This window comes from Spiroplasma endosymbiont of Apeira syringaria, assembly GCF_964020205.1.
GTDB classification, from domain to species: domain Bacteria; phylum Bacillota_I; class Bacilli_A; order Mycoplasmatales; family VBWQ01; genus Spiroplasma_E; species Spiroplasma_E ixodetis_A.
Genome location: NZ_OZ026543.1, coordinates 564820 through 583883, shown reverse-complemented (window position 1 = coordinate 583883; position 19064 = coordinate 564820). Strand labels below are relative to the sequence as shown.

The 19064-nt window shown below is 24.4% G+C and carries 19 protein-coding genes and 2 pseudogenes; 17 read left to right on the top strand and 4 right to left on the bottom strand.

What is annotated here, in order from left to right; all coding sequences use genetic code 4:
* Positions 1-384: 384 nt before the first annotated feature.
* The 5 genes from AACL02_RS03615 (at position 385) to AACL02_RS03595 (ending at position 6717) form a co-directional block, all read left to right on the top strand.
* Positions 385-1200 carry a hypothetical protein gene (locus tag AACL02_RS03615; protein ID WP_339042827.1) on the top strand — a complete coding sequence of 272 codons (816 nt, stop codon included), beginning with the start codon at positions 385-387 and terminating at the stop codon, positions 1198-1200.
* A gap of 73 nt (positions 1201-1273) precedes the next feature.
* A complete protein-coding gene (locus AACL02_RS03610; protein WP_339042826.1) occupies positions 1274-2272 on the top strand; it encodes a glycosyltransferase family 2 protein in 999 nt (332 codons plus the stop codon).
* Between the two features lie 4 nt (positions 2273-2276).
* Entirely contained in the window at positions 2277-2972 is a 696-nt protein-coding gene (locus AACL02_RS03605; RefSeq protein ID WP_339042825.1) for an RDD family protein, read from the top strand.
* 35 nt (positions 2973-3007) lie between these two features.
* A complete protein-coding gene (locus AACL02_RS03600; RefSeq protein WP_339042824.1) occupies positions 3008-5194 on the top strand; it encodes an ATP-dependent helicase in 2187 nt (728 codons plus the stop codon).
* A 251-nt stretch (positions 5195-5445) separates the two neighbouring features.
* On the top strand, positions 5446-6717 hold the full coding sequence (locus AACL02_RS03595) for a hypothetical protein (protein WP_339042823.1): 1272 nt from the start codon (positions 5446-5448) through the stop codon (positions 6715-6717).
* 350 nt (positions 6718-7067) lie between these two features.
* Here AACL02_RS03595 and AACL02_RS03590 read toward each other — a convergent pair whose 3' ends face one another.
* The gene (locus AACL02_RS03590; RefSeq protein WP_339042822.1) at positions 7068-7889 is read right to left on the bottom strand and encodes an IS1595 family transposase; all 822 of its coding nucleotides are present in this window, start codon (positions 7887-7889) and stop codon (positions 7068-7070) included.
* Here AACL02_RS03590 and AACL02_RS03585 point away from each other — a divergent pair.
* Complete coding sequence (locus tag AACL02_RS03585; RefSeq protein WP_339042821.1) at positions 7835-9595, top strand: APC family permease; 1761 nt, start codon at positions 7835-7837, stop codon at positions 9593-9595. The two genes, AACL02_RS03590 and AACL02_RS03585, sit on opposite strands and share 55 nt — an antisense overlap.
* Positions 9596-9832: 237 nt before the next feature.
* Here the strand turns inward: AACL02_RS03585 and AACL02_RS03580 are convergent, their stop codons facing one another.
* Positions 9833-10654 carry an IS1595 family transposase gene (locus tag AACL02_RS03580; protein WP_281747836.1) on the bottom strand — a complete coding sequence of 274 codons (822 nt, stop codon included), beginning with the start codon at positions 10652-10654 and terminating at the stop codon, positions 9833-9835.
* A gap of 88 nt (positions 10655-10742) precedes the next feature.
* Between AACL02_RS03580 and guaA the strand changes: the two are divergent.
* The 5 genes and pseudogenes from guaA to AACL02_RS12450 all read left to right on the top strand — a co-directional run bounded on the left by guaA (position 10743) and on the right by AACL02_RS12450 (position 14015).
* Positions 10743-12042, top strand: a pseudogene (gene guaA, locus AACL02_RS12455) (glutamine-hydrolyzing GMP synthase).
* Between the two features lie 3 nt (positions 12043-12045).
* Positions 12046-12696: pseudogene (locus tag AACL02_RS03565) on the top strand (IMP dehydrogenase); the annotation flags it as partial.
* A gap of 582 nt (positions 12697-13278) precedes the next feature.
* Positions 13279-13446, top strand: a complete 168-nt coding sequence (locus tag AACL02_RS03560; RefSeq protein WP_339042818.1) for a hypothetical protein — start codon at positions 13279-13281, stop codon at positions 13444-13446.
* Positions 13434-13766 (top strand): hypothetical protein, encoded by a 333-nt coding sequence (locus tag AACL02_RS03555; RefSeq protein WP_339042817.1) that lies wholly within the window; start codon positions 13434-13436, stop codon positions 13764-13766. The genes AACL02_RS03560 and AACL02_RS03555 overlap by 13 nt, the downstream gene beginning before the upstream one ends.
* A 6-nt stretch (positions 13767-13772) precedes the next feature.
* Entirely contained in the window at positions 13773-14015 is a 243-nt protein-coding gene (locus AACL02_RS12450) for a PD-(D/E)XK nuclease family protein (RefSeq protein ID WP_422397841.1), read from the top strand.
* A gap of 53 nt (positions 14016-14068) precedes the next feature.
* On the opposite strand, the gene AACL02_RS03550 is transcribed toward AACL02_RS12450, so the two are convergent.
* Positions 14069-14581, bottom strand: coding sequence for an IS1595 family transposase (locus tag AACL02_RS03550; RefSeq protein ID WP_339043544.1), 513 nt, complete (start codon positions 14579-14581; stop codon positions 14069-14071).
* Positions 14582-14908: 327 nt separating this feature from the next.
* Between AACL02_RS03550 and AACL02_RS03545 the strand changes: the two genes are divergently transcribed.
* The 5 genes from AACL02_RS03545 (at position 14909) to AACL02_RS03525 (ending at position 17313) form a co-directional block, all read left to right on the top strand.
* Positions 14909-15034, top strand: coding sequence for a hypothetical protein (locus tag AACL02_RS03545; RefSeq protein ID WP_339042816.1), 126 nt, complete (start codon positions 14909-14911; stop codon positions 15032-15034).
* A complete protein-coding gene (locus AACL02_RS03540; protein ID WP_339042815.1) occupies positions 15024-15254 on the top strand; it encodes a hypothetical protein in 231 nt (76 codons plus the stop codon). Before AACL02_RS03545 ends, AACL02_RS03540 begins: the two co-directional genes overlap by 11 nt.
* Positions 15255-15350: 96 nt before the next feature.
* Complete coding sequence (locus AACL02_RS03535) at positions 15351-15572, top strand: hypothetical protein (protein WP_174481251.1); 222 nt, start codon at positions 15351-15353, stop codon at positions 15570-15572.
* Complete coding sequence (locus AACL02_RS03530) at positions 15565-15756, top strand: hypothetical protein (protein WP_339042814.1); 192 nt, start codon at positions 15565-15567, stop codon at positions 15754-15756. The genes AACL02_RS03535 and AACL02_RS03530 overlap by 8 nt, the downstream gene beginning before the upstream one ends.
* Positions 15757-16074: 318 nt before the next feature.
* Positions 16075-17313, top strand: coding sequence for an IS256 family transposase (locus AACL02_RS03525; protein ID WP_339043542.1), 1239 nt, complete (start codon positions 16075-16077; stop codon positions 17311-17313).
* Here AACL02_RS03525 and AACL02_RS03520 read toward each other — a convergent pair.
* Positions 17310-17648 (bottom strand): transposase, encoded by a 339-nt coding sequence (locus AACL02_RS03520; protein ID WP_339043541.1) that lies wholly within the window; start codon positions 17646-17648, stop codon positions 17310-17312. The genes AACL02_RS03525 and AACL02_RS03520 overlap by 4 nt on opposite strands.
* Before the next feature lie 612 nt (positions 17649-18260).
* Here AACL02_RS03520 and AACL02_RS03515 point away from each other — a divergent pair.
* Positions 18261-18941 (top strand): IS1595 family transposase, encoded by a 681-nt coding sequence (locus tag AACL02_RS03515; RefSeq protein ID WP_339042813.1) that lies wholly within the window; start codon positions 18261-18263, stop codon positions 18939-18941.
* Positions 18942-19064: the final 123 nt, after the last annotated feature.

Here is a 19064-nt window from a genome sequence, read left to right as displayed (position 1 = left end):
GGGAGAAGTCCGAAAAATTATTAATAATGTTACTATAACATATTTTGCTAGTTAAGGGACTATGCTTTCAATTAATACTCATGTTTCTAATAATAAATTGATTAAAATTTCTTTTGTAATAACCATGAAACATTTTCAAAATTGGAAGGAGTAAGTGGTGTAATTTAATTAATAACTAGCGAACAAAAAGGAATGTTTATTATGTGTAGAAATATATGATATATTCATATAGTTTAAAGATAATTTTATGATGTATTGTTAGCTGTTTAATAGTAATAATTAAAGTACTTTAATTATTAATCAAAGTGGAAAATTTTCTTAGCCCACACTTTATATATAATTTGATAAAATAGACTTAGAAAATATTAGAGTTAGGAGTAGAAAATGAAGAAAATTATTTTAAATCCAAATATTTGTGCTGATGAGATTGAACTTACTATTAAAAAACAAGGATGAGAAATTATTGATAAAAAATATGATTTTTATCAACCATACGTTAGTATTTTTGATAATTTAAATTATGAAGCAAAAGTAGATTTGTATATTGCTTTTAAAACTGCAGGTAACTTTGTTCATAAGGTATATTCCTATTTTTTAGAATTTGATACAAATAATATTTTTAAAATATCAGAAATTAAATCACCAGAACATCCTAAGGGACAAATGACAACACGAATTGCTGATTTTAAGTATTATAAAACTACTGGTAATCTAGGTTTTACTCCTTATAAAAGTCCAATATCTGGTCAACCATATAACTTAAGTCATAATTATCACAGTTTTTTTAATTCATTAATTGAATCAGAAGCAAGAAATGAATTAAACTATGTTTGTATTTTATTAAAATATGATAATCATGCTCGAAGCAAGAAAAGACTTCGATATTTTGTTAATTCGTATAAAAAGTTTATTAAATCATTTCTTTTTAAATTTGAAAAATTTGAAATTAGAAAAACACGTGCTTTATTAAGAGCAGAAATATTAAAAGGACAAAAAAAGAAAAAAGTTACCAATCCCGCAAAGCGAAACGTTATTAAACCTAATAATACTGAAACCGTTATTATTGAAGGTAATTTAAAAACTATTTTTGATCATAAAAATATGACTGTTAAAGTTATTAAAGAAACAGATAATATAGAAAAATCTACTTTAGAATCTAAAAATAAACTTAAAAATAGTAATCAAAAAAATAAAAAATAAATGTTGATAAACCTTCACTTAAAATTGTTAAAGAAGTGTTATAATTATTTATAAAAGGGAGGAAATATTTATTATGCTACTAACTTTTATTTTATATACAACTTCATTTGAATCCGAACACTTAGATTCTTTTTTAGCAAAGATTTTTGTAAATAAAAAAACTAATTTTGAAGTTGTTGTTGTTGATGATGGCATTAACAATGAAAATTTGGAGATATTTAGTAAATATTTTAAATTATATCCACAAAATTTAAAAATTATTACTAATTATCAAGTATCAGGTATTGCCATTAGTCGTAATCTTGGTCTTAAATATATTTCCGGACAATATGTAGTTATTTTAAATCCAACTGAAATTCTTAGCGTTAATTTTGTTGAAACAGTTAATAAAATTTTAGATAATAATAAAGATTTAGATTGTATTGAATATTGTGTTCGTTATGAATTTGATATAAATAATGTTTTTCATTCAACAATTAGAACTGAAGTTAATAAATTATATAATTTAAATACAACACAAGGAAAAATAGTCTTTGCTTTAACAACACCAGTTTTAACAACAAAAATCATGAAAGTTAGTATTATTAATGAATATAATTTACAATTTCGTAAAGAAATCCAATTTGATAGTTTATTTTTATACTCATTTTTAGCACATTGTAAAACATATTATGCAATTAATGAAACATTATTAACGTCTAAAAATAACACATTGGAAAATGATAATATTTTTGAACTAATGCATCAATGAATACATATTTTAAACTATTATAATAATTATAAAATTAAAAAAGTTTTATATGAAGAGTTGGAATATGCTTTTGTTAGATACTATCTATATACTCTTTTAAGATTTATTAGTATTTCTAAAAAACCTGCATTAATTGAAAAAACATATAATCGTGTCAAAGAAATTATTGAATTTAAATTTAAAAATTTTAAAAAAAATTCTTATTTTAATACTATTAATCCAAATGATAAATTTACCACTTATGCTCCTGATCTAAGTACTTATTTTAAGAAATATTTTAAAGATAATAATATTAGAGATGATTCAAAATATTGAGAGTAAAAAAATGAATATTAAAAAATTAGATACAACCGAAACATATATAATAGCTAAAACATGAAAACGTATTATTGCACGTATTTTTGACGTGATTTTTGTTAGTTTAATCCCATTAATAATTGGATTAGCAATCCATTATTTAGATAATAAAGGTAATCAAGAATCATGACAATTAATAATTATTTTTATTATTAATATAATTATTGTTATTATATATTTTATTATTATTCCATGAAAATGTAATGGTCAAACTTTAGGAAAATTAATTTTTCAAATAAGATTAGTAAATGAAAAAAATCAAGATTTAAAGTTAAAACATTTTTTTTATCGTGAACTATTTTTAGTTTTTATTCCTTTATTATTAACCACTTCAATAATTATTTTTATGAAATTGACTTTTAATGAAAACATTGCTACTATTAATAGTAATAGTACTTTAAATTCTTGATTAAATATTCTTATTCGTTCTGTAGTTAGTTTTGATTTTGCTTGGTATTGTGGGATTATGATCGTCACTAAAATTGATAAATATCATCAGCTATTCTTTGATCGTAATCATAAAACTTTTGTCATTAACAAGAAACCGCTTGCAACTAATAAACGGAAGATATTAACTAACGTTAATGATCAACATATTCATTTAGTTTATTCTCAACCAGGAAATATTAATGATGACGAATTAGAAAATATAAATAGTCTTTAATAGTATATACTCTTACTAACTTAAGGATAAATAACATGGATAAAACAAAACTTTTAGAAAATCTAAATGAACAACAACTACAAGCAATTATTAATGTTGATGGCCCATGTCGTATTATTGCGGGGGCTGGAGTTGGAAAGACGCGGGTTATAACATATAAAATTGCTTACTTAATTAATGTAATTAAAATTGCTAGTGAAAAAATATTGGCATTAACTTTTACTAATAAAGCAGCACGCGAAATGAAAGAACGAATAATGCAACTTTTAAATGATATCAACATTAATGTTAATATTGTTACTTATCATGCATTATGTGCCAAAATATTAAGAAGAGATATTCATCATTTAAATATTAATAATAATTTTAATATTATTGATCAAGAAGATCAACGAAAAATATTAAAAGATATTTTTCAAAAAGAATTTTCACATAAAGCTGAATTGCAGGAGTTAAGATTATTAAGTTCTAATATTTCTAACTGAAAAAATAATTATCTTTCTCAAGATGAATTATTAGCTGATTATCAAAATCAAGATGAGTGAATTTTACGTATCAAAGTTTTTGAATCGTATAAAAAATATCAATTTATTAATTCATGTTTAGATTTTGATGATTTATTATTATTAGTTGAACGTCTATTTAAAGAATTTCCACATATTTTAACAAAATGAGAAAAGAAATTTGATTTTATTTTAGTTGATGAATTTCAAGACACTAATGATATTCAATATAATATTTTATTGTCACTTGCTAAAAATCATAAAAATATTACTGTAGTTGGTGATCCCGATCAAACTATTTATAGTTGAAGAGGAGCAAATATTAATTTAATATTGAATTTTACTAAACAATTTCCTAATACACAAACATTTATTTTAAATCAAAATTATCGTTCAACAACTAAGATTTTAAATACAGCTAATAGTTTAATTAAAAATAATGTTCAACGTATTGAAAAAGAACTGTTTACTAAAAATGATCTTGGTAATGATATTGTTATGTATCATGCTAGTAGTAGTGATCAAGAAGCACATTGAGTTGCAACAACTGTTAAAAAAATTCATTTAAAATATCATTTAGATTTGAATAAAATTGCTATTCTTTATCGTAATAATTATTTATCAAAAGATTTAGAACAAGCTTTGATTAATAATAATATAAATTATAAAATTTTTGGTGGTTATAAATTTTTTGAACGTAAAGAAATTAAAGACATTTTGGCATATTTAAAAATTATTGTTTGAAATGATAATATATCAATGATTAGAATTTTAAATGCAACACCTAAAATTGGACCAAAAGCTATTGATAACTTATTATTACTTGCTAATGAACAATCACTAACTTTAAATGAATACTTATTTAAATTTCAGTATGGATTACCAAAAAATTATCGTCAACATTTACAACCTTTAATTAATTTAATTAATGAGATGCAAACTAATATCAAAGATGTTACTTCTTTACATAACATGGTTGAAAATTTATTAAATAAAACTAATTATTTAAAAAAACTAGAAGATAATCTTGAAAAAGAAAGAATTGAAAATGTTCAACAATTATTAGAACAATTGCTTGAATATGATAGTAGTAATAATGAATTACAAGGCGAAGAATTATTAACGTCATTTTTACAAGAAGTAAGTTTATATACTGATTTAGATGAAAATAGTACTAATAAAGCCGTTAATTTAATGACAATTCACAGTGCTAAAGGTTTAGAATTTGATGTTGTTTTTATAGTTGGCATTAATGAAGGTATTTTGCCTGGAATAGGTAAATCTAGTGTAGAAAACTTAGATAAAATTGAAGAAGAACGACGACTTTTTTATGTTTCAATTACTAGGGCAAAAAAATGATTATTTTTATCTAGTGCCGGTGGATATTCATATATCTTGGATCGTATGAAACAACCATCTCGTTTCTTAAAAGATTTAGATCTTAAATATTTAAAAATCATTAATAACGAACATCAAGAAATGGCAGCAACTTATCAAAATCGTAATCATTCTAAATTTAATTACTATAAAGCTGATAATAAAGATAAGGTTGAAATAACTAATAATTGAAATGTTGGAGATATAATTATTCATGAAATTTTTGGCAAAGGTATTATTACTAAATTAATTGGTGATAAAATTCAAGTTGCTTTTCATAAAAATCATGGTGGTATTAGAATTATTAGTTCTAATCATAGTGCTATTAAAAAATTTGTATAAATTTATTTTTATTAAAAATGTCTATTTTTTGGACATTTTTAAGTATTTTTAATTAATTTCTTATAAAAAAGTACTTTTTTATAAGAAATTTTTTATTACATATTAATTTTTTCAAGTATAAAATTAGAATTAAGATTTATTTTAATTTAATTTTCCTAATAAAATTTTAAAATTGGTGCTAAATTGCCAATTATTTTTTATTTTGAAATAATTTTAGAAAAATTAATATTTTAATAAATCTTATTATTTTAATGAAAGGAAAAAAAGTAATTATGATAAAAATAAATTTAGAAACGTGAAAAGGTTTAATTCGTAATTGAATTGAAGTTAACCCTAATCGTGATGGTCAATCAGTTACTAATAAAGTTAAACAACATGCTAACTATTTATTCCAACCTTATTATGATGGAGGATTATGAATAGGAACAACTCCTAGAGACTTAATTAATGGTAAAGAAATTATATTACATGATGGTAAAAAAGTTTTTAATAAAATAAAAGATTTAAAATCTATTACTTTGGCTTTTGTTCAGCAAGCAATTGCAATTAAAGATAAGTTAGAATTAACTATTGCTGGACAGTCTTTGGGCGCCGGATATGATTATTGAGTAGAAAATAAATTGAAACCAGAAGTGCTTAAACCTTTAGTAAAGAATGATGGTTTTAATAATATTGTTGTTGCTTATGGTGGTGCTGCTTCAGCTGTTGGTTATAATCCATGAGATGTTGCATATACGCTATCTAATAAAGATATTAATAAAGCAGTAGCAATGCTACAACCAGCTTTGATTGAGTATCAAGAACGCATTACTAAATTTGCAGGTTTTGAAACTAAAGATATGCCATTAAATTTAGACTTAGATATTGAAGGGATAAACTTTGATAGTGATCATATTAATGGAATGAAGGTTTTATTTACTACATTAACAAAAATGAAAAGAAATAATCAAAATTGAAACTTTAGTGTTACATTACCAGTAATGCCAACAGTGCTAGTTGGTAGAGATATTGAGAATGTTATTAAAATAGCTTTAGAAATATATCAAAAAGCAGATTTAAAAGTTGAAGATTTATTTACAATTAACATTATGGCTATGGATTATGGTGAAATTGTTGGACAAGAAGTAATTGATAAAGGTTTAACTTTTTTTGATATTGCTAAACAAGCAATTAAAAGTACTGCTAACCAATATTTTGAATTAATAAAACAATATTTTCCAAAATCTAATTTATTACTTACTGATGTTTATCAAAAACTAGGTATTACACCAATGATTGGTATTAATGATATAAATAATAACTATTTTACTTTAGAAGATGCTAAAGATTTATATAATTGAGCACAAACAAATAAATTAGCAAACATTAGAATATGATCATTAAATCGTGATAGTAATGGTAAGATAGATGAAGTTTGAGGAACAAATAATCACGGATTAAAATATTTAAATGAAGGTGATTTTACAAATGTTTTTACTGGTAATTGAACTTATTGAGTAAAAAGTCCAGTTCGTAAAGTTTAATGTTTTTTTGATAATTATTATAAAAAATATCAAAATTTAAATAAGAAGAAATTAAGATTTTTTTACTCATTATTTAAGGAAAATTAAAAGTAAAATAATTAGTAATTCTTTATATAACAAATTATAATAATATAATTTGTTATATTTTATTGTTTAATTTGCTAATCACTTTAAAACTACTTTTGTTCTAATATCATAAAATTTTGATAATTAAAAAATAAAAATATTTTTTATCATAAAAATATTTTTTTAAGTTATAATTAAAAATGGCTTTTCTCCCTTTATGTACTATTTTAATTTTATCACATAAATGCTGAGAAAAGCCTATCTACGGACTTCTCCCCACATTTTTAAATCAAACATAGAATTACAGTTTCAAAACTAGGTATCTTGTTGAATTTATATGCAGCTTCTTTAGCATATAAATGAACATGATGTTTTGCAACTTTGATATGTGTTTTAAATGTTCTTCTTATATGTTTTCAAACTGATTCAATTTGGTTGGTATTTACACCAATTTTTGAAACATAGCCATCTTGATGGTTAACTGTTTCATGCTTAGTGAAAACTGATTTAAAATCGCAATATCCTTTTCAAGAATCATTATATACAAGACATTTTGAAGAAATGTGGTTTTTTGCAAACTGCAAAAGATTTTTACTCTTTGCGTTTTTCAATACTTTCACAATTAAATTATTGGTTGTTTTTTGATAAATGCCAACAATCAAGGTTTTATTCACCAAGGATCTTCCTTGTTTTTTAAAACCCATATGTGAAAGATACATTTCATCAATTTGCACTGTACCTTCAACAATAAATTGAGGTTTTTGTTTTGCAATACGTGTTCTGATTTTATGAGTCATTCTTCAAGCATTTTTCAAAGTCACTCCCAATTCTTTTGCAATATCTGTTGATGGAATTCCATGTTTGGTGTTTATTCATCTAAAGATAAGATAAAACCAAGATGTTAAAGATGTTTGTGACCTTGAAAATATGGTGCCTGTGAGAATGCTAAATGTTTGATTACATTTTAAACATCTCATTCTTTTTAAATCAGAAGTATTCAAATTAAAATTAAAACACCTAATACATTTGTTTTCTTTCAAATTTGCTATATATGCAAGACATTGCTGTTCAGTTTGAAAAGCATTGTTGAATTCATTCAGTTTCATTATTCCCTCCACAAGTACATGTGGGGAGAAGTCCGTTAAAAATAATTTATTTTTTGAAAGGAATTACTAATTGAATGTTTAATTTAAAAAAATTAAAATTTTGAGCAAAATCATCTCGTGCTAATAATGAAAAAATTAGTCTTAATGAATTAATATGAATTGGTTTTAACTATACTTGTGGTATTGCATTTCCAATGGCATTAATTGGCATTTATTATTGAAATAATGGTGGCGTTGGTTTACATATGCTATGAGTTATTTTATTATGTGCTTTAATTGCTGCGGGAACTGCACTTGCTTTTACTAAATGTAGTCGTGTTTATCATGACACTAATGGTGGCGCTTATGTTTATGTTCGTGGAGTTTTTGGTCGTTTTTGAGGTTGAATAATTGGTTTTATTCAATATATTACTTTACCTTCAACAATTATTGTAACTATTATTTCTATGTTTCGAGTGAATTTAGATCAATTATTAATTTTTGATTGAGCTCCTGAACGATGATCAAGTTTAATTATTGATAGTATTGGTATTTTTATTTATGCTGCTGTTGCTAGTTGCATGTATTTTGGAATGAAGGGATTTCGTTGATTTGTTAATATTTCTGGTATTATTAAATGAGGTTCTGCTTTGTTTTTAATTGTTTGTGCTATTATTTTGGTAGTAACTAATAAAGGTTTAGCATTTTCAGAAGCGGCTGAAGGAACAAAAAACATTAATTTAACTTTACCAAAAATTAATAATGCATTTAGTGGATTCTTCTATTTCTTTATTGGTTTTGAAACTTTTATTGTTGTTGGAAAAAATGTTAAAAATCCAACTAAAAACTTTGGTAAAGGTATTTTAATAGTTTTATTATTATCAACTATTTTTTATTTAGCTGTATCAGTATTAATATTTGGTGCCATTACTATTGACGGTACAAATGGCCAAAATGGTTGATCTGGAGCTACTAATGAATATAATCCAAATAATGTTATATCAGGAATTGCTGGTATTACTGGTATGATTGTACTAGTTGTTTCTACTTTATCATTGAAATTAAATGGTGCTATGCAAAATTCTTTATATTCTGGTGGTATGATTCAACCATTAGCCAAAGAAGGATATATTAATGAAAAATTAGCCAAATTAAATAAAGAAAATATTGCAATGCGTGCTAGTACAGCTAATTTAATTATTACTATTATTGCTTGTATTATTATGTTAATAATCCCAGATTTAATTGGTGCACCTTTTGATTTTAATACAGTACTAGGATTTTCTACTAACATTACTATTGCTGTATATATTTTTGTATTAGCTGCCACATGTGTTATGGGTTATCGTAAACAAATTAAAATTAAAATTTGAGAATGAATTATTTTTGTTGATTGTGGTTTATTTTTGCTTAGTCAGTTTGTTTTTTTTAATTATGGCATGGTTAATGACATGATTAATAAAAGAGGCGAAGTATTAATAGCTGTTATTATTGAGTTCTTAATGTTTTGAATGTTAATTGCAATTGCTGTTATTTGATATTTTATTTATTATCAACCAAAATTAAAAATACGCTTAGCATCAAATTTAGATTATCAAAATCAATTAGATCAAGAATTCATACCAATGACTGAAGAAGAAGCAATAAAATATTTACTTAATGAACCCGAAACAGAATTAGAACGAATTAAAATTCATGAAAATGAAGCCAGATCAGTTACAACTTAATTTCTTTAAAATATAATTTAACTTTTAAGAGTAATCATTAATAAATGATTACTCTTTTTCATATGTTCTTATCATTAATTTCAATTTTTTTAATTATATTTTAAAGAAATTAAAATTTATCATAAAATAATTATTAGTGTAATCTATTTTATTTTGGCTTTTCTCCCTTTATGTACTATTTTAATTTTATCACATAAATGCTGAGAAAAGCCTATCTCCGGACTTCTCCCCACATTTTTAAATCAAACATAGAATTACAGTTTCAAAACTAGGTATCTTGTTGAATTTATATGCAGCTTCTTTAGCATATAAATGAACATGATGTTTTGCAACTTTGATATGTGTTTTAAATGTTCTTCTTATATGTTTTCAAACTGATTCAATTTGGTTGGTATTTACACCAATTTTTGAAACATAGCCATCTTGATGGTTAACTGTTTCATGCTTAGTGAAAACTGATTTAAAATCGCAATATCCTTTTCAAGAATCAGTATATACAAGACATTTTGAAGAAATGTGGTTTTTTGCAAACTGCAAAAGATTTTTACTCTTTGCGTTTTTCAATACTTTCACAATTAAATTATTGGTTGTTTTTTGATAAATGCCAACAATCAAGGTTTTATTCACCAAGGATCTTCCTTGTTTTTTAAAACCCATATGTGAAAGATACATTTCATCAATTTGCACTGTACCTTCAACAATAAATTGAGGTTTTTGTTTTGCAATACGTGTTCTGATTTTATGAGTCATTCTTCAAGCAGTTTTCAAAGTCACTCCCAATTCTTTTGCAATATCTGTTGATGGAATTCCATGTTTGGTGTTTATTCATCTAAAGATAAGATAAAACCAAGATGTTAAAGATGTTTGTGACCTTGAAAATATGGTGCCTGTGAGAATGCTAAATGTTTGATTACATTTTAAACATCTCATTCTTTTTAAATCAGAAGTATTCAAATTAAAATTAAAACACCTAATACATTTGTTTTCTTTCAAATTTGCTATATATGCAAGACATTGCTGTTCAGTTTGAAAAGCATTGTTGAATTCATTCAGTTTCATTATTCCCTCCACAAGTACATGTGGGGAGAAGTCCGTTTATTTTTTGTCAAAAAATGATTTAATTACTATTATATTTGGAGGAATAAAAATGATAAATACACAAGTATTTATTTTAGATTTTGGAAGTCAATATACACAATTATTAGCAAGAAGAGTAAGAGAAGCAAATGTTTATACTGAAGTTTTATCTTTTAATATTAGTTATCAAAAAATAAAAACATATCCCAATTTAAAAGCAATTATTTTATCTGGTGGACCATCAAGTGTTTATTTACAAAATGCTTATAAAATTGATCAAGCAATTTTTAATTTACCAGTTGCAATTTTAGGCGTTTGTTATGGCATGCAATTATTGACAAATCATTTTAAAGGGAAAGTAGAATTAGCATATGAACAAGAATTTGGAAAATCAATTTTATATCTTGATCAACCAAATAATAAATTGTTTAAAAAAGTTGCTAATCAATCAAAAGTATGAATGAGTCATGCTGATCATGTAACAAAAATTCCAAAAGATTTTATACAAATAGCTCATTCTGATTCTTCAATTTCAGCAATTGCACATTTGACTAAACCAATTTATGGTATACAATTTCATGCTGAAGTTACCTATTCAGAATTTGGTAAGCAAATAATTGAAAATTTTTTATTTACAATAGCAAGTTGCACGAAAGATTGATGCAAGTAAACATTTTTTTACTGCCTTAAAAGGTGTTAAAAATGCTGAAGAAAAAATAAAAATTATTGGTAAACAATTTATTGATGTATTTACAACAGCAGCAAGAAAATTTAAAACGGCTGATTTTTTAGCACAAGGAACAATTTATCCAGATATTATTGAATCTTCAAGTAAACATGCAAGTTCAAAAACAATTAAAACTCATCATAATGTTGGTGGTTTACCTGATGATTTACAATTTAAATTGTTAGAACCATTAAAAACCTTATTTAAAGATGAAGTAAGAGAAATTGGTTTAAAACTTGGGTTACCTGAAACATTAATTAATCGTCATCCTTTCCCTGGTCCTGGATTAGGAGTTAGAGTTATAGAAGAAGTAACAAAAGAAAAATGTTTAATTTTACAAGAAGTTGATCATATTTTTATTACCAAATTGAAAGAAAAAAATATATATAATCAAGTATCACAAGCATTTGCCACTTTGCTACCAGTTAAAACTGTGGGCGTAATGGGTGATAATCGCACTTATGATTATGTTGTTAGTTTAAGAAGCGTTAATACAATTGACTTTATGACAGCAACAAGTTCACATTTACCATGAAAATTTCTAGATGAAGTTGCAAATGAGATTATTAATAAAGTAGATGGTGTTAATAGAGTAGTTTATGATATTACATCAAAGCCACCAGGTACTATAGAATGGGAGTAAACTATGAATAAAGATTTAAATCAAAAAATAATATGTGAAGGAATTACTTTTGATGATGTATTATTAGTTCCAGGATATTCAGAAGTTTTACCAAATCAAGTTTCTTTAAAAACTAAATTAACAAATAAAATTGAATTAAATATTCCAATTTTATCTGCTGCTATGGATACAGTTACTGAATCTGATCTAGCAATTGCCATGGCAAGAGTTGGTGGTATTGGCATTATTCATAAAAATTTATCAATTGCTGAACAAGCTTTAGAAGTACAAAAAGTGAAAAGAAATGAGTCAGGTTTTATTACTGATCCAATTACTATTGGTGTTCAAACTTTAATTAGTGAAGCAAAATCAATTATGAGTACTTATCGAATTTCTGGATTGCCTGTTGTAAATGAAGAAAATCAACTAATTGGAATTGTTACTAATCGTGATTTTAAATATCTTGATAATGATAATGCATTAGTTAAAAATATTATGACTACCAAAAATTTAATTGTTGGTGATAAAACAACAACAATCGAACAAGCAAAACAAGTTATGTTAAAAAATAAAATTGAAAAACTACCAATTGTTGGTTCAAATAATAAATTGATTGGTTTAATTACAACAAAAGATATTGATAAAGATATTGATTATCCAAATGCTTGTAAAGAGAGCGCATTAATTTAATAGATAGATTTAGAAATAACAAAGAACGATATAACTATCGTTCTTTTTTTGTTAAAAGATTAAAACTTAATAAAACTGTCGTAGAAGTCTAATAGTGAGTACGAAATGTAAATACTTCTATATCAGAATAAAAGAGCATTTAATGTTAAGCAAGTTAAAATGTTACACTGTATCGCTTAATGTAATTATAGATTAATTTGAATAGCCTTATTATGGCTCAGTAAAGAACCCATTAATCTAATTAACAATTACATTTGTATTATTTAAAAAAATAGGGGGGTTTATATATAAATACATACCTCATTAACAATATCATAACACAATAAATAAAATAAAGGAAAAAAATAAATATGACATACGTTTATTTAATAAAATATAAAGTTAATTATACATTTGAAACAAAATATAAAGTTTTTTATACATTTAAGGAAGCAAATAATTTTCATAAAAATTATAAACATCATTTATTAGAAGATGCATATATTATCCATTATGAAATATTAGCATTTGAATTAGATATGCAATATCCAAATCAAGAAAAACTTAATTAATGAAAGGAAAATAAACATGACTTATCGATGTGATTTTAATAATTTTAATAATAATTTATGAAAAGTATTTGATAAAAATTGAGAAAATTGAAATTTTAAAGGTTCTATTCAAGAACATAAATTTAAAAAAATAATTATTAAATATGATGCTCGTGTTAAAGGTATATGAGAATGTTGCAAATAATATTTAAAAAAGAAACACATCAATATTTTATTGATAATAAAGAATTAATATCAGTTTCTAGAATTATTGATAATTATTTAGGTTTTGGATATAGTCATATAGCACCAGAAGTATTAAAAAATGCTTCAGTTCGTGGTAAATGAGTTCATAAACTTAATGAATTATATTTACAAAATATTAATGAAGAAAATATTATTAATAATTTATTAAAAAAATTAAAACCATTAACTAATAATATAAATTATTCTTATTGTAAAAAATCACTTATGTTTTTAAAAGAAAAATTTAAAGATAAAAATAATTATGAATTTATTATATAAAAACCTATTAATGATAGTGTAATTGCTGGAACACCAGATTTATTTTATTTAAATAAAAAAGAAAATAAATATTATTTAGTAGATTATAAAACTTATGCTTCTATTGATGAAGATAAATTAAAAAGAATTAAATTACAATTAACTGCTTATTATTGTATGTTACTTGCTAATGGTATATGACCATCTAATAAAACTTATGTTTATTTAACTAATAAAAATAGGCTTTTCTCCCTTTATGTACTATTTTAATTTTATCACATAAATGCTGATAAAAGCCTATCTACGGACTTCTCCCCACATTTTTAAATCAAACATAGAATTACAGTTTCAAAACTAGGTATCTTGTTGAATTTATATGCAGCTTCTTTAGCATATAAATGAACATGATGTTTTGCAACTTTGATATGTGTTTTAAATGTTCTTCTTATATGTTTTCAAACTGATTCAATTTGGTTGGTATTTACACCAATTTTTGAAACATAGCCATCTTGATGGTTAACTGTTTCATGATTAGTGAAAACTGATTTAAAATCGCAATATCCTTTTCAAGAATCAGTATATACAAGACATTTTGAAGAAATGTGGTTTTTTGCAAACTGCAAAAGATTTTTACTCTTTGCGTTTTTCAATACTTTCACAATTAAATTATTGGTTGTTTTTTGATAAATGCCAACAATCAAGGTTTTATTCACCAAGGATCTTCCTTGTTTTTTAAAACCCATATGTGAAAGATACATTTCATCAATTTGCACTGTACCTTCAACAATAAATTGAGGTTTTTGTTTTGCAATACGTGTTCTGATTTTATGAGTCATTCTTCAAGCAGTTTTCAAAGTCACTCCCAATTCTTTTGCAATATCTGTTGATGGAATTCCATGTTTGGTGTTTATTCATCTAAAGATAAGATAAAACCAAGATGTTAAAGATGTTTGTGACCTTGAAAATATGGTGCCTGTGAGAATGCTAAATGTTTGATTACATTTTAAACATCTCATTCTTTTTAAATCAGAAGTATTCAAATTAAAATTAAAACACCTAATACATTTGTTTTCTTTCAAATTTGCTATATATGCAAGACATTGCTGTTCAGTTTGAAAAGCATTGTTGAATTCATTCAGTTTCATTATTCCCTCCACAAGTACATGTGGGGAGAAGTCCGTAAAAATATTCAAAAAGAAATAGAAATTGAAATAACTAATGAATTATTACTTGAATGATTTAAAGTAAAAACAAAATATTTTAAAGGAGAAGATAAAAATGGAATATAAATTAGAATATTGTAAAAATAAAAAATGTAATTTTAATCAATTATTAGTTAAAAATATTAATGCTAGAATTGAATTTTTAGAATATCAAATTGAAGAAATTAATTTAAATCAATTAAATTTATGAGAATTAGATGTTTTAAGGGTTCAAATTAAAGAATTAAATATTTTGAAAAATAATATTAAAGAATGATTAAGAAGAAATAAAAATGAACAAATGTAATTTTTTATACTATTGCCATGAACATCAAAAATACGAATGTTGTCAAAACAATTTATGTTGAGATTGTAAAAAATTAAATTAATAAGGAGAAATAAAATGAATAGAAAAGTAAAAAAAATTATTTGTGCTACATCAGTAATCACAGATGAACAATGAAATTATGAAGAAATAAAAGATAACTTATTAAGTATATTATTAAGTTTTAAAAATGAAATTCAATATAAAAATTGAAATAAAATTGTAAAAAAAGAATTTGAAGAAAATGATATAGATTTTATTTTTAAATTTAGATTAGAAAAAAATGATAAAAATGATTAATGAAAAATCAATTAAAGAAAAAACTATTTATTCTTGTAATTCAATTGAATTTGATAAATTACCTAAAAAATTAGATAGTAATCAAAATAATTGAATTTTTATTAATAGTCATTTAATAGTTAATACTAGTAAAAATATTGAAGTACATTTAGATAATAGATTTAAAACAATTAAAAAATGATAGGAGTAACTTATGGATAAATCAATTTTAATTTTATTAAAACATTTAGGAAAAATTAATAAAAAATTAGAGGAAATTTTAGAAATATTAAATAAAAAAGGAGAAGAAAATAATGAAAGAAAAGAATTATAAAATTGGAAAAATTAATATTAATATCAAAATATATGATGAACAACCATCAATTAAAATCGAAAGACAAGGTTATGGAAGAGATTATTTATTTTAAGGGAAATGTTTAGTAATCTGTGTAACTTACAAAAATAACTATGTTTAATTAATTCTAGTAAATATAATTAAATGACTAGAAAGAGTGAGTTACAGATGGCTAAAAAAGATAACTTTAATAATAATGATCCAATATCAAAAGCAGTAGATTTATTATTAGAAAATACTGAAGATTTAACAACAGTTTTTAAACCTGGCGGTTTATATAAAGAATTAACAAAAAGATTAGTTGAAAAAATGTTGAATTCTGAAATGCAAAATTATTTAGGATATGAAAAAAATCAACATAGTACTACTGAAAATGCTCGTAATGGTACAAGTTCAAAAAAATTAATAACTCAACAAGGTAAAATTGAAATTGATGTACCAAGAGATCGCAATAGTAATTTTACTCCTGTAATAGTTCCTAAAAGGCAAAGAAGATTTGATGGTTTTGATCAACAAGTTCTTTCCTTGTATGCAAAAGGAATGACATTATCTGACATTAGAATGCAGTTGCAAGAGTTATATCATGGTGCTGATATTAGTGAAAGTGTTATTAGTCAAATTACTGATGATGTTATTGATGATGTTAAAGCATGACAAAATCGACCATTAGAAAGTATTTATCCTATTGTTTATTTTGATTGTATAGTAGTTAAAGTACGACAAGATAAACGGATTATTAACAAATCAGTTTATATAGCATTAGGAGTTGATTTAGAAGGCAAAAAAGATGTTTTAGGATTATGAATTAGTGAAAATGAAGGTTCTAAGTTTTGATTATCTAATTTCACAGAAATGAAAAATCGTGGCTTAAATGATATTATTATTGCTTGTAGTGATAATTTAACAGGCATGTCAGAAGCAATACAATCAGTTTATCCTAAAACAGAACATCAATTATGCATTGTTCATCAAATTAGAAATAGTTTAAAATATGTTTCATACAAACATCGAAAAGGTCTAGTTGCAGATTTAAAACCAATTTATAGTGCATGTAGTGAAGAACAAGCAATGCAAGCTTTAGAATCGTTTGAAAGTAAATGAAATAAACAATATCCTCAAATTACTAAATCTTGATATAAAAATTGAGATAATTTAATGGTTTTTATTAGTTATCCAGTAGAAATCAAAAGAGTGATTTATACTACAAATGCTATTGAATCTGTTAATAGTCAATTACGAAAAATCATCAGAAATAAAAAAGTTTTTCCTAATGATATGGCAGTTTTCAAAATATTTTACTTGGCAATTGAAAATATAACAAAAAAATGAACATTGCCTATTCAAAATTGAAATACAGCAATTGCTCATTTTATGATAAAATTTGAAGACAGAATTAATCTAAATTAGTAACTTTGTAAAACAAAGATACACAGATTATTAAAAAGCCTCGATTTAAAATCGCAATATCCTTTTCAAGAATCAGTATATACAAGACATTTTGAAGAAATGTGGTTTTTTGCAAACTGCAAAAGATTTTTACTCTTTGCGTTTTTCAATACTTTCACAATTAAATTATTGGTTGTTTTTTGATAAATGCCAACAATCAAGGTTTTATTCACCAAGGATCTTCCTTGTTTTTTAAAACCCATATGTGAAAGATACATTTCATCAATTTGCACTGTACCTTCAACAATAAATTGAGGTTTTTGTTTTGCAATACGTGTTCTGATTTTATGAGTCATTCTTCAAGCAGTTTTCAAAGTCACTCCCAATTCTTTTGCAATATCTGTTGATGGAATTCCATGTTTGGTGTTTATTCATCTAAAGATAAGATAAAACCAAGATGTTAAAGATGTTTGTGACCTTGAAAATATGGTGCCTGTGAGAATGCTAAATGTTTGATTACATTTTAAACATCTCATTCTTTTTAAATCAGAAGTATTCAAATTAAAATTAAAACACCTAATACATTTGTTTTCTTTCAAATTTGCTATATATGCAAGACATTGCTGTTCAGTTTGAAAAGCATTTTTGAATTCATTCAGTTTCATTATTCCCTCCACAAGTACATGTGGGGAGAAGTCCGTAAAATTATTGGTAATAAACGTTATTTAATGAATTATAGTTTTACTCCTAATCGTGAAACAGTATTACGAGATTTAGGTTATGTTGCTGAAAGACAATATAAAAATAATTTTCAAAAATTAGAAGCACAAGAATTAAAAGATTACTTATTATTACAAAATACATTAATAAAACTAAGTCCACAATTAACTCCTAAATTTAAAATTAAAGATATCGAAAAAGCAAATAACTTTTCGGACTTCTCCCCACATGTACTTGTGGAGGGAATAATGAAACTGAATGAATTCAAAAATGCTTTTCAAACTGAACAGCAATGTCTTGCATATATAGCAAATTTGAAAGAAAACAAATGTATTAGGTGTTTTAGTTTTAATTTGAATACTTCTGATTTAAAAAGAATGAGATGTTTAAAATGTAATCAAACATTTAGCATTCTCACAGGCACCATATTTTCAAGGTCACAAACATCTTTAACATCTTGGTTTTATCTTATCTTTAGATGAATAAACACCAAACATGGAATTCCATCAACAGATATTGCAAAAGAATTGGGAGTGACTTTGAAAACTGCTTGAAGAATGACTCATAAAATCAGAACACGTATTGCAAAACAAAAACCTCAATTTATTGTTGAAGGTACAGTGCAAATTGATGAAATGTATCTTTCACATATGGGTTTTAAAAAACAAGGAAGATCCTTGGTGAATAAAACCTTGATTGTTGGCATTTATCAAAAAACAACCAATAATTTAATTGTGAAAGTATTGAAAAACGCAAAGAGTAAAAATCTTTTGCAGTTTGCAAAAAACCACATTTCTTCAAAATGTCTTGTATATACTGATTCTTGAAAAGGATATTGCGATTTTAAATCAGTTTTCACTAAGCATGAAACAGTTAACCATCAAGATGGCTATGTTTCAAAAATTGGTGTAAATACCAACCAAATTTAATCAGTTTGAAAACATATAAGAAGAACATTTAAAACACATATCAAAGTTGCAAAACATCATGTTCATTTATATGCTAAAGAAGCTGCATATAAATTCAACAAGATACCTAGTTTTGAAAATGTA